Source organism: Paenibacillus sp. GCM10023250, from assembly GCF_042653205.1.
In the GTDB taxonomy this organism is placed as follows: domain Bacteria; phylum Bacillota; class Bacilli; order Paenibacillales; family Paenibacillaceae; genus Paenibacillus_Z.
In genome coordinates this window covers 1-14863 of record NZ_JBHSHY010000004.1, presented here as the reverse complement: position 1 = coordinate 14863, position 14863 = coordinate 1, and the positions used below count along the sequence as shown (strand labels likewise).

12 protein-coding genes and 2 riboswitches are annotated in these 14863 nt (G+C 61.8%); of the genes, 2 read left to right on the top strand and 10 right to left on the bottom strand.

Annotation, left to right across the window (positions count from 1 at the left end; all coding sequences use genetic code 11):
- Nucleotides 1-330 precede the first annotated feature (330 nt).
- From ACFPB1_RS05650 to purE, 4 genes are all read right to left on the bottom strand, one after another.
- Nucleotides 331-1221 (bottom strand): phosphoribosylaminoimidazolesuccinocarboxamide synthase, encoded by an 891-nt coding sequence (locus ACFPB1_RS05650; RefSeq protein WP_379222842.1) that lies wholly within the window; start codon nucleotides 1219-1221, stop codon nucleotides 331-333.
- Between the two features lie 186 nt (nucleotides 1222-1407).
- On the bottom strand, nucleotides 1408-2703 hold the full coding sequence (gene purB, locus ACFPB1_RS05645; protein ID WP_379222841.1) for an adenylosuccinate lyase: 1296 nt from the start codon (nucleotides 2701-2703) through the stop codon (nucleotides 1408-1410).
- Between the two features lie 4 nt (nucleotides 2704-2707).
- Nucleotides 2708-3877: a 5-(carboxyamino)imidazole ribonucleotide synthase gene (purK, locus tag ACFPB1_RS05640; RefSeq protein ID WP_379222839.1), complete on the bottom strand. Its 1170-nt coding sequence runs from the start codon at nucleotides 3875-3877 to the stop codon at nucleotides 2708-2710.
- Entirely contained in the window at nucleotides 3874-4359 is a 486-nt protein-coding gene (purE, locus tag ACFPB1_RS05635; RefSeq protein WP_379222836.1) for a 5-(carboxyamino)imidazole ribonucleotide mutase, read from the bottom strand. The genes purK and purE overlap by 4 nt, the downstream gene beginning before the upstream one ends.
- A 194-nt stretch (nucleotides 4360-4553) precedes the next feature.
- A riboswitch (purine riboswitch) is annotated at nucleotides 4554-4654 on the bottom strand.
- Between the two features lie 344 nt (nucleotides 4655-4998).
- On the opposite strand from purE, the gene ACFPB1_RS05630 reads away from it, so the two are divergent.
- On the top strand, nucleotides 4999-5247 hold the full coding sequence (locus ACFPB1_RS05630) for a helix-turn-helix domain-containing protein (RefSeq protein ID WP_379223130.1): 249 nt from the start codon (nucleotides 4999-5001) through the stop codon (nucleotides 5245-5247).
- Between the two features lie 32 nt (nucleotides 5248-5279).
- On the opposite strand, the gene ACFPB1_RS05625 is transcribed toward ACFPB1_RS05630, so the two are convergent.
- From ACFPB1_RS05625 to ACFPB1_RS05605, 5 genes are all read right to left on the bottom strand, one after another.
- Nucleotides 5280-6671, bottom strand: a complete 1392-nt coding sequence (locus ACFPB1_RS05625; RefSeq protein WP_379222834.1) for an NCS2 family permease — start codon at nucleotides 6669-6671, stop codon at nucleotides 5280-5282.
- A gap of 129 nt (nucleotides 6672-6800) precedes the next feature.
- Nucleotides 6801-6900: riboswitch (purine riboswitch) on the bottom strand.
- Between the two features lie 125 nt (nucleotides 6901-7025).
- A complete protein-coding gene (locus tag ACFPB1_RS05620) occupies nucleotides 7026-7622 on the bottom strand; it encodes a YdeI/OmpD-associated family protein (protein WP_379222831.1) in 597 nt (198 codons plus the stop codon).
- 191 nt (nucleotides 7623-7813) lie between these two features.
- Entirely contained in the window at nucleotides 7814-8284 is a 471-nt protein-coding gene (locus tag ACFPB1_RS05615; protein ID WP_379222829.1) for a hypothetical protein, read from the bottom strand.
- Nucleotides 8285-8587: 303 nt separating this feature from the next.
- Nucleotides 8588-10126 (bottom strand): glutamine-hydrolyzing GMP synthase, encoded by a 1539-nt coding sequence (guaA, locus tag ACFPB1_RS05610; protein ID WP_379222827.1) that lies wholly within the window; start codon nucleotides 10124-10126, stop codon nucleotides 8588-8590.
- 819 nt (nucleotides 10127-10945) lie between these two features.
- A complete protein-coding gene (locus ACFPB1_RS05605) occupies nucleotides 10946-12058 on the bottom strand; it encodes a hypothetical protein (RefSeq protein ID WP_379222825.1) in 1113 nt (370 codons plus the stop codon).
- A 159-nt stretch (nucleotides 12059-12217) separates the two neighbouring features.
- Here ACFPB1_RS05605 and ACFPB1_RS05600 point away from each other — a divergent pair, with 159 nt between their 5' ends.
- A complete protein-coding gene (locus ACFPB1_RS05600; RefSeq protein ID WP_379222823.1) occupies nucleotides 12218-14218 on the top strand; it encodes a bactofilin family protein in 2001 nt (666 codons plus the stop codon).
- Nucleotides 14219-14447: 229 nt separating this feature from the next.
- Here ACFPB1_RS05600 and ACFPB1_RS05595 read toward each other — a convergent pair.
- The coding region (locus ACFPB1_RS05595) for a DUF4129 domain-containing protein (protein ID WP_379222821.1) at nucleotides 14448-14863 on the bottom strand (416 nt) is incomplete at its 5' end.

Sequence of the window (14863 nt, the reverse complement as noted above, 5' to 3'; positions counted from 1 at the left end):
GGGAGCATTCAGCAAAACGCGGATTTGTCGGCCTTCGTCGCTGTTGAACAGCGGGAAACTTAAACAATAACCTTCGGTTGTTTCCCGCGTTCAAAGGCGATCGCTGGCGCTCTTCGGCTCGACAAACCGCTTATTTGCTCCACCCATCCGATAAAACATTTTGCAGGATGCTCTGGGGAGCACCCTGCGCGCTGCGCGGGCTTGCGCCGCTTGCGGCGGTTTTGCTTGCTTGCGGGCTTGCGTCCGCTTGCGGCAGTTCTTAGCTTGCGCGGCTGCGCCGCCTGCGCTTGTATGGGATGCGGACATCTGTGCTTGTCCCGCGGGTTTGCTTTAGTGGAGCGGCTTGCCGGTCAGTGCTTCGTAGATCGCCAGGTAGCGGTTCGTTGTCGCGTCGACGACCGATTGCGGCAGCGGCGCCGGTTTGCTATTGCGGTCCCAGTCGGAGCCGACCAGGTACGTGCGGACCGGTTCTTTGTCCATGCTGTCGATCTCGATGTCGTAGGCGTAGTTGGCCTTCGCCCAGAACCGGGACGAGTCCGGCGTGAAGATCTCGTCAATCAGGATGACCTGCCCGTCGACGAGGCCGAATTCGAACTTGCAGTCCGCCAGGATGATGCCGCGCTCGTCGCAGAAATCACGGGCGAACTCGTAGAGGCGGATGCTCTGGTCGCGCAGCTCTTCGGCTAGCTCGGCGCCGACCAGCTCCTGCATGCGGGCGAACGGGATATCCTCGTCATGCCCGACGTCGTTCTTCGCCGCCGGCGTGAACAGCGGCTCGGGGAACCGCTCGTTCTTGCGCAGGCCGGCCGGCAGCTCGATGCCGTTGATCGCTTGCGTCTTCTCGTATTGCCGCCAGCCGCCGCCGGTGATGTAGCCGCGGACGACGCACTCGATGTCGATGCGCTCCGCCTTCTTCGTCACCATGATGCGGTTCTTCAGCAGCTCCGGCTCGGTCACGAGCTCGCCGAGCTTGTACACGTCCGTGTGCACGACGTGATTGGCCATCATATCCGCCGTCTGCTCGAACCAGAACGCCGACAGCCGGTTCAGCACGTTCCCCTTCTCCGGCACGGCCGGATCCAGCACATAGTCAAAAGCGCTGATGCGGTCCGTCACGACGATCAGGAAGTGCTCGCCCAAATCGTACAGCTCGCGCACCTTGCCTTTGTACAACAGCGGCGCCTTCACATACTCCGCGGCCGTGGATAACGCTTTTGTCATGGTCTCTCTCCCTCTCCCCAGTTAGGGCTTGAGTTTTTAAAAGTTTTGTACGTAGCAGGAGAAAACAGTCTGTAGAAGCGTTAGCGCTCGCCTTTGTACCCGAAATTTCACCTTTAAAAGGTTACGTTCAAAAAAATTCGGGTACAACAGCGATCGGAAGACGTTTTCTCATGCGGAGTATGCTTTTTAAATAAGCTCAAGCCGCTTAAAAATCGTATCCACGTGCTTCAGATGCCACGCCGGATTGAAGCAGTCGGCGATCTCGTCCGGGGTCAGCTTGCTCGTGATCTCCGGCGTCGATTCGATGATGTCGCGGAATTGGCGCTGCTCTTCCCACGCCTGCATCGCGCGCGGCTGCACGGTGTCGTACGCCTGCTCGCGGCTGAAGCCTTTGTCGATGAGCTTCGTCATGACGCGGCCGGAGAACGGCACGCCGAACGTGCGCTGCATGTTGCGCTTCATGTTCTCCGGGAACACCGTCAGGTTCTTGATGATGTTGCCGAGGCGGTTCAGCATGTAGTTCAGCAGCATCGTCGCGTCCGGCAGAATGACGCGCTCCGCCGACGAGTGGCTGATGTCGCGCTCGTGCCACAGCGTCACGTTCTCGTACGCCGTCAGCATATGGCCGCGGATGACGCGCGAGAGGCCGGAGATGTTCTCGCAGCCGATCGGGTTGCGTTTGTGCGGCATCGCGGACGAGCCCTTCTGGCCCTTCGCGAACGGCTCCTCCACCTCGCGGAACTCGCTCTTCTGCAGGGCGCGGATCTCCGTCGCGAACTTATCGAGCGACGTGGCGATCAAGGCCAGTGTCGCCATGTATTCCGCGTGGCGGTCGCGCTGCAGCGTCTGCGTCGAGATCGGCGCCGGCGTGATGCCGAGCTTGCGGCACGTGAATTCCTCGACGAACGGATCGATGTTCGCGTACGTGCCGACGGCGCCGGAGATTTTGCCGAACTGCACGCCATTCGCCGCATGATGGAACCGCTCCAGGTTCCGCTTCATCTCTTCGTGCCACAGCGCCAGCTTCAGCCCGAACGTCGTCGGCTCGGCATGGACGCCGTGCGTGCGGCCCATCATGACCGTGTCCTTGTACGTCACCGCTTGGCCGCGCAGGATCTCGATGAAGTTTTCGATGTCTTTGACGAGGATTTCGTTCGCTTGGCGGAGCAGGTAGCCCATCGCCGTGTCGACGACGTCCGTGGACGTCAGGCCGTAGTGCACCCACTTGCGCTCCGGTCCGACGGTCTCGGACACCGCGCGCGTGAAGGCGATGACGTCGTGCCGGGTTTCCAGCTCGATCTCGTTGATGCGGTCAATGTCGAACGTCGCGTTCGCGCGCAGCGCTGCGACGTCCTCGCGCGGGATGACGCCGAGCTCTACCCACGCCTCGCAGGCGCACAGCTCGACTTCGAGCCACGCCTTGAATTTGTTTTCCTCGGTCCAGATCGCTCTCATTTCCGGTCTGCTGTAGCGTTGTAACATCGAATCAAACCCTCCAAATCTTCGTTTCGGCTATCCATTCCAGCGCCTGCTCCACATCGGCCGCGAGCACGTTCACGTGCCCCATCTTCCGTTTGGCTTTGGCTTCATGTTTCCCATATAAGTGAATTTTAGGCGCGACGCCGAGCCGTTCGGCCGTCTCGTCCCGTTGCGCGATCCGCTCGAGCAGCGGCGCGACGTGCTCGCCGAGCACATTGACCATCACGACCGGCGTCAGCAGCGACGTCTCGCCGAGCGGCAGGCCGCATACCGCGCGCACGTGCTGCTCGAACTGCGACGTCCGGCACGCTTCCATCGTATAATGGCCGCTGTTATGCGGCCGCGGCGCCAGCTCGTTCACGAACAATTCGCCGTCCGCCGTCAGGAACAGCTCCACTGCGATCAGCCCGACGACGCCCAGCCCTTCCGCGATGCGGTACGCCAGCCGTTCGGCCTCCCGCTGCAGCGCCTCGTCGATGCGCGCCGGCACGATCGACAAGTGCAAAATATTGTCGACGTGAATGTTCTCCGCCGCCGGGAACGTGCGAATCTCGCCCTGCGGGCTGCGCGCCGCGATGACGGAGAGCTCCTTCTCGAAACGGATGAACCGCTCCACCACCAGCTCCGTGCCCGCGCGGCTCAGCGTCTCGAACGCTTCGCCGATCTCGGCCTCGTCGCGGATGACCCACTGGCCCTTGCCGTCGTAGCCGCCCGTCGCGGTCTTCAGCACGCACGGCAGGCCGAAGCGCCCGGCCGCCCCGCGCAGCTCGTCCGCGCTGCGGACCTCGGCGTACGGCGCGACCTTCGCGCCCGCCGCCTCGATCGCCCGCTTCTCGCGCAGCCGGTGCTGCGTCGTGTACAGCAGCTCGCTGCCCTGCGGCACGTAGGACCGCTCCATCAGCATCGCGGCCACGCCGGCGTCGACGTTCTCAAATTCGTACGTGATGACGTCCGCCTGCTTCGCCAGCTCCCCGGCGGCGTCGCGGTCGTCGTACGCCGCGACGATCTGCCGCGCGACCTGCCCGGCCGGCGCGTCCGGCGTCGGATCCAGCGCGACGAACCGGTAGCCCATCGCGCTGCCCGCGTTCGCCAGCATCCGTCCCAGCTGGCCGCCGCCCAGAACGCCGATCGTCGCGCCCGGCAGGATCGTCTTCGCGTCCTTCGCCGCCCTGCTCATAGCGTCTCGCTGCTTTCCAGCACGTCCTGCTTGATCCGGTCGCGCCGCGCCTGCACGCGCGCCTGCACCGCCGGATCGAACGCGCCGATGATCTGGCCCGCCAGCAGGCCCGCGTTCGTGCCGCCGGCGTTGCCGATCGCCACCGTCGCGACCGGAATGCCGCCCGGCATCTGCACGATCGAGAGCAGCGAGTCGAGTCCGTTCAAATTCGACGATTTGACGGGAACGCCAATAACCGGCAGGATCGTTTTGGCTGCGACCATGCCGGGCAAATGTGCAGCGCCGCCTGCACCCGCGATGATGACCTTCAATCCGCGCTCCGCGGCGGATTCCGCGTATTCGAACATGAGATCCGGCGTCCGGTGAGCCGAGACGACCTTCTTCTCGTACGGAATTTGCAGTTCGTCCAGAACGTCACAGGCTAATTTCATCGTGTCCCAATCCGACTTGCTGCCCATGATGACGCCCACTTGTGCTGACATTCGTCAATTACCACCTTTTCGTCGTTTAAAAATTGCCGCAAAAAAATCCCTCGGCATCGTCCAAGACCTGGCATGCTTCGGGATTCGACAAGACCCGCATCGAAGAGGTGACCTGCCCGTTCCAACCCGCGAAGCGGATGGTATGCGTAAACGGTAAAGACAACATCAGGCTGCCCCGTCCCGGCGGCAACCTGGCTCTTCATTGCGTGTCTCGTAGTCCGAAAATTAAGGTTCTCGGGTAGATACTCTCGGGCCAGATTCCCAAGGATATACGAGCGGTTTCGACAATATTTATTATTGAGATTAGCTGTTTCTAGTGTATCAATCCTCACTTGGAATGTCAACGCGAAAACACGAACATTAATTATAAATCATTGTTAATAGTTCGTATTTTACCGTCATTTTCGAACGAAATGGATTTCTTTTCCGCCTTAGGCGCGTTTGTTTTGTCAGAAAACTCATGCAACTCACATTTAACTAGCGAGTCACTACGGCGCGTAACTGATATTAACTGACAAGTCCATGCGCTCGTCCCGCTTCGATCCGAAGGAGATTATTCCCCCTGGCCTGTCCGCGTCCTGTTATTAATGGAAGAAAGACATCGCCGCCTAACGCGCGGAACCGAGGTGAAGGCCGTGTCTGCGGGCGGATACGATCACGTCCCGCGCCGGCATATCCAAGGGCAGTCTGTTTCATTATTTCAAAAGCAAACGCAATTTATTTGGCATTTGCCACACCTTCCTGCTCAACGCCGGTCCTCTCCGCGGAGGCGTAGCGCCGGAGCTGGCGTTCGACCGCGTTCGCATAGCCGGAGCCAGGCACCCGCCCAAGCCCCGATGCGTAAAAAAAGCACGGCGCCGGTCCGCGCTGTGCTTCGTCTCTCTCTAATGCGTTTTATCAAGCGTTACTCTCGACTGCCGTTATCCCTCGCTGCCGATCCAGGCGTAGCGCGCGATGATCAAAATCGCGAGCACCCACATGAGCCAGTGGACCTTGTACTTGTTCTTGCCGGACAGGTTGCCGATCGCCGCGAGCACGACGTAGGAGACGATGCCCGCCGATACGCCGTTGGCGATGTTGTACGTGAACGGCATGAGGGCGATCGTCAGGAACGACGGAATCGCGTACACCATGTCCTGGAAGTCGATTTCCTTGACCGACTGCACCATCAGCACGCCGACGATGATCAGCGCCGCCGCCGTCGCGGAGTCGGGGATGAGCTTGATGACCGGCCAGATGAACAGCGATGCCAGGAACGCGATGCCGGTCGTCACCGCCGTCAAGCCCGTGCGTCCGCCTTGCGCGATGCCCGCGGAGCTCTCGACGAACGTCGTGACCGTGCTCGTGCCGAGCATCGCGCCGCCGCTGACGCCGACCGCGTCGACGAACATCGCTTTGCCGACGAGCTTCTTGCCCTTCGCCGGATCCTTCATCGCGCCGGCGCGGTTGGCCGTGCCGACCAGCGTGCCGAACGTATCGAACAGCTCGACGAACGTGAACGTCGCGATGATGGAGATCAGCCCCGTATGCCACACGCCCTTAAAGTCGAAATCCCACCAGCTCAGCTGGCTGAAGTCCGGGGACCAGCTTTGGCCCTTCAGCGTCTCGCCGACGTTGACGTCGCCGGTGATGATCGCAATAATCGTCACGCCGACGATGCCCCACAGAATCGCGCCAGGTACCCGCAGCACCATCAGCACCGCGATCAGCAGGACGCCGAGCAGCGCCAGGTATACGCTGGAATTTTCCAGGCTGCCCATGTGGAAGACGGTTTCGAAGCCGAGTACGTCCGTGAACTGGCCCTTCGGAATGTCCGTGACGGTGTTCTCCACGCCGACCGTCAGGATGCCGCTGTTCTTCAGGCCGATGATCGTGATGAACAAGCCGATGCCAACCGTGATGGCGTGCTTCAGGCTGTCCGGCACGGCGACGATCAGCATTTGCCGAATCTGGGTGACCGTCAGAATCATGAAGATGATGCCGGAGATGAACACGGCGGTCAGCGCCATTTCCGGGGAAATCGGCGAATTCGTTGCCTTCGACGCCAGGACGGTCGAAGCGAAGTACGCGTTCAGGCCCATGCCCGGCGCCAGCGCCGCCGGGAAGTTAACGAACAGCCCCATCGCGATCGTGAAAATGCCGCCCGCAAGCGCCGTCGCGAGGAAGACGGAGTACACGTTCAGGCCCGCTCCGCCCAATACGCTCGGATTGACGGCCAGGATATACGCCATCGTCATGAAAGTCGTGAGGCCCGCCATGATTTCTGTTCTTGCATTTGTTCCGTGTTCCTTCAAACGAAAGAAACCACCCATTTTTCAAAAACCCTCCCAAAAAATGTTGTTCAGAACAAACAAAGAACCTAGAAAAAAACGCCGAGCTGCCTCGGCATCCTTCTCCAGGTTCCACGCAAAACAAGATCCGCCGCCGCGAATGGACCGTTCGCGCGCGTTCTTGCTTTTCGTAGACAGGCCATTACGGTGACCTCGTAGAGACTCTCAAGCCGATTCTTGAGATTATACGAAAAGACATGCAATTGTTTGTATTGAGTCTGTGAACATTTTAGCGACATTATTCACGGCCTGTCAACGAAAAAGCAACGCGGATTCGGGATAACCGCGTTCGGTCTTAGGACCTGGTCCGGCCGCCTGGGAATTAGGGGCTTGTCCCTAATCGTTCAACCCCTTGCCGGCGAGAATATGCGGCACCCACTTCTCCACCCGCGACGCGCGGGTCTTGGCCTGCTTGGGCTGGGCGAAATGCAGCAGATACGCCCGCTGCCGCCCCGGCGTCAACGCGTCGAAGGCGGCCTTCAGCGCAGGCAGCTCGCCCAGCTTCGCCCGGAATTCATCGGCCATGGCGAACGCTTCGGGCTTCTTGAAGGCCACTTCCCGGCCGGACCGTTCAACCTCGACGGCCTCGTAAATATACGCCCGCAGCGTCGCCTCCAGCTCCACGATCTCCTTAACGTCCGTGAACCGGATCTGCCGCGCCGCCTGCACGTTCTCCGTCTGCTGAATGAGGATCCCGTGCGGGTCCTTCAGCAGCGCCCCTTTGTGGAACAGAAGCGCGCAGTAGTCCTTAAATCCATGGATCAGGACGATGTTCTTGCCCTCGAACGTGTAGCACGGATGCATCCACTTGAATGCCTCGTTTAGCCCGCAGTCGAGCACGATCGCCCGCAGCTGCTCATATTCCGCCTTCCACGTCTTCGCCTTGGCGATGAAGGCCTCGGCCTGCGGATTCGTCTTGCCGCCCGTCGTCATATGCGTCAGCGTCCTCCTATCCGGATCGATATCGTCTAGTATAAACCATCTCGTCCCGATATCGCTCGCGTCAGCCGAAACAAACCTAAAAAAACTCTCTTCCCTCTGCCGCGGAGATAAATGGAAGAGAGTCCGTAATCCGCGCGTCGGCTCGCGCGGCGGCAGCGCCGATCCGGCGGGCCGAGACCAGTTTAAAATTTACCCGGAAACTGTTTGACAATGCCTTCTGTAAAGGCGTCCGCCATATGAATGATTTGCGTTTCATATTTGTCGTCGTATGCGGCTGTATCGCCTTTCCAGTCATTTTTAATTCTGACGACGATTTGATCGGTCAGCAATTGCAGTTCAGCCAGCTTATTGCCAGCCTCTTCTCCATAATAGGGCTTAAAAGCATCTCCAATGTCTTGTTGATTTTGCAGCAATCTTGCCAGCATTTCCTGTTGATCCGGGAGATTTGCCAACGCGCTGACCACGTATTTCTTCGTCCAAACCGCATGGTCGATCCACAGCTTCCGTAAATCACCTTGCAGCTGTACGAGTTTGGGACTTAAACAAACCGAATCCGTCTTCTCGCCTACATGCGCTTTAGCCGATACTCCCGCAGGCATCATGCTAAAAACGAACATCAACATACCATTTTTATACAACAATTGTAGTTCCATCGCTCTGCGGTTCTGCGGAGCAGCGCATAGGCAGCGGCGCATGCAAGCACTGAAGAACGGAAAAACGCGAACTAGCAAGCCGTATCCCTAATTGATAGATCAGAGACAACGCATTTCTTTGTCTGCCCGAAATTCTTGGTTCAACGTAAAAAAACTCCCTTCTATTCGCTAAACAACGCAAATAAAAGAGAGTCATTGTTGCATTTTATTGTCGCGGGTGTGGGCGGAATATCTTGCCGCCATTGCCGAAAACCCTTAGGTATCAGGGCTTTCGGGTGATTGACGACACTAACATTCCCCAGTTTATTCCCACTCGATCGTCGCCGGCGGCTTCGACGTGATGTCGTAGACGATCCGGTTGACGTTCTCGACTTCGTTGACGATGCGCACGGAGATTTTCTCCAGCACGTCCCACGGAATGCGCGCCCAATCCGCCGTCATGCCGTCGATGGACGTCACCGCGCGGATGCCGACCGTGTACGAATACGTACGGGCGTCGCCCATGACGCCGACGCTCTTCATGTTCGGGAGCGCCGTGAAGTACTGCCAAATCTCCCGGTCCAGGCCGGCCTTGGCAATCTCGTCGCGCAGAATCCAGTCCGAATCGCGGACAATCTTCAGCTTGTCTTCCGTCACTTCGCCGAGGACGCGGATCGCGAGACCCGGACCCGGGAACGGCTGGCGCCAGACGATCGCTTCCGGCAGGCCGCACTCTTCGCCGACCTTGCGGACTTCGTCCTTGAACAGCGCCTTCAGCGGCTCGACGAGCTTGAAGGTGATGTCCTCCGGCAGGCCGCCGACGTTGTGGTGCGACTTGATCGTCTGCGCCGTCGCCGTGCCGCTCTCAACGATATCCGTATACAGCGTGCCTTGCGCGAGGAATTCGAAGTCGTCGAACTTCGCGGATTCCTCTTGGAACACGTAGATGAATTCGTTGCCGATAATTTTGCGCTTCTGCTCCGGATCGTCGACGCCCTTAAGCTTGCCGAGGAACCGCTCGCTCGCGTCGATCTTGACCACTTTCATGTCGAACTTGCCGACGAACGTCTCCATGACGCTCTCGGCTTCGCCTTTCCGGAGGAGGCCGTGATCGATGAACATGCACGTCAATTGATCGCCGATCGCCTTATGCAGCAGGATCGCCACGACGGACGAATCCACGCCGCCGGACAGCGCGCACAGCACCTTGCCGTCGCCGACCTGCTCGCGGATGTCGCGGATCGTGTCGTCGATGAACGTGCTCATGCTCCAATTGCCTTCGCAGCCGCAGACATTGTAGAGGAAGTTGCGGATCATCTCGTTGCCCTTGACGGAGTGGCGCACTTCCGGATGGAACTGCACCGCGAACAGCTTGCGCTCCGGATGGCTCATCGCCGCGATCGGCGCGTGATCCGTGCTGGCGTCGACGCGGAAGCCGGACGGCAGTTCCACGACATGGTCGCCGTGGCTCATCCAGACCGTTTGGCGCGCCTCGAGGTCCTTCACGAGCTCGCTGCCCGCGATGAAATCCACTTCCGCCTTGCCGTACTCGCGCTTGCCGGCGCGCTCGACCTTGCCGTGCAGCTGATGCGCGATCAGCTGCATGCCGTAGCAGATCCCGAAGATCGGCAGGCCCAGCTCGTAAATCGCGGGATCCACGAGCGGCGACTTCTCTTCATACACGCTCGCCGGCCCTCCCGAGAACACGATGCCTTTCGGCTGAAGCTCCCGGATCCGTTCCACCGGGGTATTGAAGGGCAGCAGCTCGCTATATACGCCCAAGTCCCGGATGCGCCGTGCAATCAGCTGGTTGTACTGTCCGCCGAAGTCGAGGACAACGATCATTTCATTTGGCTTGTTCACTTTTTTGTCAAGGCCTCCCTCAAATCATTGTGTCAATTATATATAGGCGCTTTGGGACAGTCAAGGAAACGAAAGGCACGGTTTTCGCGGGGGAGCGGAAGAAAACGCTGCCGGGAATGTCAGGCGGGGACGGGACTTGCGGGATGCGGGGAGCGCGTTGATGCGGGCGGAGCCGGGGCGCGCGGGGGCAGCGCGCGGGCGCGGCGCGCGCGGAGCGGCGGAGCCGCGAGATTCGCGGACACACGAGCCGCTATTTGAGTGTTTTGGGGCGTTTTCGAGTTTTCGCGGACACAGGAGCCGTTATTAGTGAGATCCGGCCCGCTTTAAGCCGCTTCGGAGGTCAATAGCGGTATCTGTGTCCGCTCAGCAAACCGAAATCGCAAATTCGCCGCAATAGCGTCTTTCCTGTCCGCTTATGTCTCCCCCGGCCCTGCGCCGCGGCCAAAGTCGTGGAGACGAGGCATAATAAGGCCGCGACTTCAGTCGCTGCACGCACTGCATGTTGCCCTGTCCCGACGTCCGTCCGTGCGTCGCCAAAACGCGAACCGAGCGGACGCGCACGCAACAGCCCGCCTCCCCGCTGCCGGCGCGTGTTATCCCGCCGCTCCGCCCACGCACCTCGACGCACCGCCGCCTCCCCGCACGCCTCGCCTCAACCACTGCCGGCGCGTGTTATCCCGACGCTCCGCTCCGCTCCGCCCACGCCCGCACCACCGCCACGCCGCGCACCGCACCGCCGCCACGCCATGCGCCGCCGCAAACGAAAAAACCGGACAAGCCCGCATCGGGGCCGGTCCGGCTCTAGTTCGCGTTATGCGCTTAGGCTTCTTCAGCCGCTGCGGCGGCCTGCGCCTGAAGCTGCTTGTTCCTCGCCAGTTTCAAATAGCCGTAGACGTTCTGGAACTCGCCGTCCTCCACGAACCGCAGGCGCACCGGCCCCGCCGCTTCGGTCAGATAGCTCCGCAGTGCCGCGCCCCCGCCGCCGAGTACGTAAAAGCATTGAATGTCCGGGTTCTTCTTCCACCGCTTCAGGATGAGATCAAGCACCTTGTTCGCCGCACGGGCGAAATACGAGTCCACGATCGGGCGGATGTCCGCCTGCCCCTCGCCGATGCGCTGGATTAGGTAATCGCCGCTCTTGATGCGCTGGATCAGCTTCGCCCGGCTCGGGAACCGGTGGCCGTACTGGTCCTCGACCTCGCGGATGATGCTGTCCAGGTAGCCGGCCAGCCCGAACTGCTCGCCCGTGCTGAACTGGTTGTCGATGCTCATTCGCTTGATGACCGGAAAATCCGTCGTCAGCGCGCCCATCTCGCAAATGCCGATGCAGCCGTAGTACAGCTCCTCGTTGCGCACGGACAGGTTGTCGTGCGTCGCCATGTGGAACAGCGCGGCGGCCCCTTCAATGGAGACGACCGCGCGCCGGATCGCGACCCGGACGACGCGCCCGCGCAGCTTCGGCGTGGACAGGAAGGTCACTTCGTGCTCGCCGACGAGCCGCTCCTCGAACGTCTTATGAAATCCGGTGTACGTGCGGACGGGCAGCCCCGTGCCGACGATGTATTCCGCCACCTCGGGCCCCTGTCCCTCCACCGGCGGATACACCCCGCTCGTAAGCGCCGCGTACGCGAGCGCGGTCAGCGCCACGATCAGTGCTTGGTCGCTCGTCGCCTTGTTGTCCGTTTCCTCGAGCTCAGAATTGTCCTGGTCTTCCATGGCGAGCAAGCCGACGAAATACCGCTCGCGGTTCTTTTTCAGCTTCGGGCTGTGGATGCGCACGTCCAGCGCCTTCAGCGGGGCGTCCTCCTCCTGAAATACGTGCCGCTCGTACCCGGGGGCGAGAATGCTCGGAATGACGACGGGCTCCGTCGCTCCTTCGAGTACCAGTTTCACGCTGTCGTTTCCTACGTCTATGCCTGCGAGCCTAATCACATCGGTGCCTCCTCTAAGCTTTTCGCGATCGCCTGCCGAATTAATCGGTATATGTGTTTATTCGGTAAAACGGCCGTGTTTGTGAAGGATCGGCCGGTACTCGTTTTGCCGAACCCGATGCGATTGTAGACCTGGTTGCGACGAAGGAGATGCCGACAGATGTTCAAGTTTTGGAAAAAAAACCGAATTCGCACACTGCTGTCCGATATGTTCATCGGTGAAGGGACCCTTGTCGAGGGCACCATTCGCTCGGCTGGCAGCGTCCGGCTGGAAGGGCAGCTGCGGGGGGACTTGTTCTGCGAGGGGGACGCGGCGCTCGGCGAGACCGCCTTTGCGATCTCCAACATTACGGCGCGCAGCCTGCACCTGGCGGGACAAGTGACCGGGAACGTGCGGGTCAGCGGCAAGCTGACGATCACGTCGACGGGCAAATTGGTCGGCGACATGGACGCGGCCACGCTCGAGATCGAGGAAGGCGGCGTCTTCCAGGGCAAAAGCGCTATGGACATGGGCGAGCCCGTCGTCAGTCCGCTGGAGCGCCGCAAAGGAGGCGACCGGCGCGTGGCGGCCGATCCGAACTGGAACGGCGAGGAGCGCCGCAGCGGGCATGACCGGCGAAACCGGGACGATCAGGCCGGCATGCCGCGGAAGTTCAGCTTCCGCGCGCCGGAACGCGCCGGGGCGTCGTCGGAAGCGGCGCTGGCGGAAGCTGAGCCGCAGGCCGCGGCAAGCCCCGCCGCCGGAACCGCCGACCCGCTGCGCGAGAGCGGGCGGGCATTCATGCAGAGCGTGCACGGCGGCGGCGCGCGGGCGATGGCGCGCGCGGCAGGCGTCACCACGGCGGAACTCGCCGCCCTGGACGTGCTGGGGCAAGCCGCTGGCGCCGATGCTCCAGGCGGTAGTGGCGGAAATGCCGCGGCGGCGTTTGATGCAGCGCGAGGCGCGAGCGAGGACGGATGCGCCGCTTGGGGCGTATCGGAGCATGCCGCGAGCCATGCCGAAGGTGCGTCCGCGGCGGCGGAAGCGTTCGGCGCGACCGGCGTCGGCCGCGCGGCGGGAACCGTCAGCATCGACGAGCTGCTGATCGACGAATTGGGCGGCGAATCCGCCGAAGCGACCTTCGCGGCGGGCGGCACGTATGCGCGGACGGACGGGCCGGGGCGCGAGACGGCAGGACGGGCTGCCGCGGATGGCACGGCGACGGAAGCGGTGATTGCCACAGGCGTGGCGACAGCGGGCGCTGGTACGGAGGTGGAAGAAACCGAGGTTCCGGTGAGCGCGGCTGTAGCGGGGGCCGGTACGGAAGAAGCCGAAGCTGCGGTGAGCGCGGCGGTGATGGCGGCCAGCGGTATGGGCGAAGCCGAAGCGACGGCGAACGCGGCAGCGGCGGCGGAGGTAGCCGAGGTTCCGGTGAGCGCGGCTGTAGCGGGGGCCGGTACGGAAGAAGCCGAAGCTGCGGTGAGCGCGGCGGTGATGGCGGCCAGCGGTATGGGCGAAGCCGAAGCGACGGCGAACGCCGTTTCGGAGGTGGGCACCGATGCAATGGCGGCGGCAGCCAATGCGGCGGCCCCCGGAACTGACGCTGCGGAAACCGAGGCAGCTATGAGACGCCTGACAGCACCTCGGGAAGCCAACGATGCGGCTGCCGACAATGAGGCAGCGACAGGGCACGCGGCAGTGAACGAGGCAGCGGCGCTGAGAGTGGCGGTTATCGCGCACGCCGGCAGCGAAAATATAGCAGCGAGTGCGATTTTTAGCGGGTCCGCAGCGGAAATCGATAGCGCCGAGCATGCTCGTCCCCTCGCGAAAACAAAAATGTCCGGAATGGACGAAGCTGCAGTTCGCCGCAGCGGGACGACGAAACAGCCGGATGAGGAAAGCGAGAACTTCGATGCTGCTCTACACGTCTCGCCAACGGATAAGGATATCGAGCAAGACAGTCCATCATTCGGTGCGGAAGTTGACGGGGTAACGGAGGATGACGGTCCCGTTGCCCGCATGGCGGCAACAAGCATGGCGAACATCGTTGACACAGCTGAGACGTCGGACTGGCCGGTTTTCGAATCGCGCCGACCTTCGCGCCGCGCTTCCGCGCCGGCTGCCGAAAGCGCCGCAAGCCGCAGAGACGAGGAAGCCGCGGCGCTGCTGCGCAACTGGTAGCCGTCGCGGCGGAGCCCGACGCGCCTAGGTCCAACCTCCGAAACCTAAATCAGGCTGTCCCTTCGTCGTTTGATGACGGAGGGACAGCCTGATTTATTTAAAGGGGTAGGTGGTGAAAGAAGAACCGTACCCAGTGCCGCTCCTGCGCCGCAAAACGGTATTTTCGCTAAAAGAACGGTACCTGGTACCGCTCTTAGCCACCTATGACGGCGAATATGCCGGATGCGGCTTATTTCGGGGCGCCCAGCCCCTCGATGAGCACCGCCATCTGCTGCGGCGACGGAAGCCGGCGCGGCAGCTCGCCATACCGCGCCTCCTCATCCCAGCGCACGAAGTCGGCGACGAGCGGGGCCGCCTCCGGCGGCAGCGCCAGTCCCGCCGCGTACTCGCGCGCCGTGCGGTGCGGCGGCTTCGCGCCGCACTGCTTATACAGCTCGCGCCATACGGCGTCCGCGAGCTGGAGGAACTGGCTGCGGGCCGCGGTATGCCGGCCCGCCGTCAGGGCGCTGCCGTACCGGCGCAGCGCAGCCCCGAACGCGAAGCGTTCGTGCCGGCGGCGCGCCGCCAGGGCGAGCCCGGCCGCGCCGGTCAGCGCGGTGGCGCAGGCCGCCTGGGCCCACGGCGGCGCAGCCGCGGCGCCGCGGC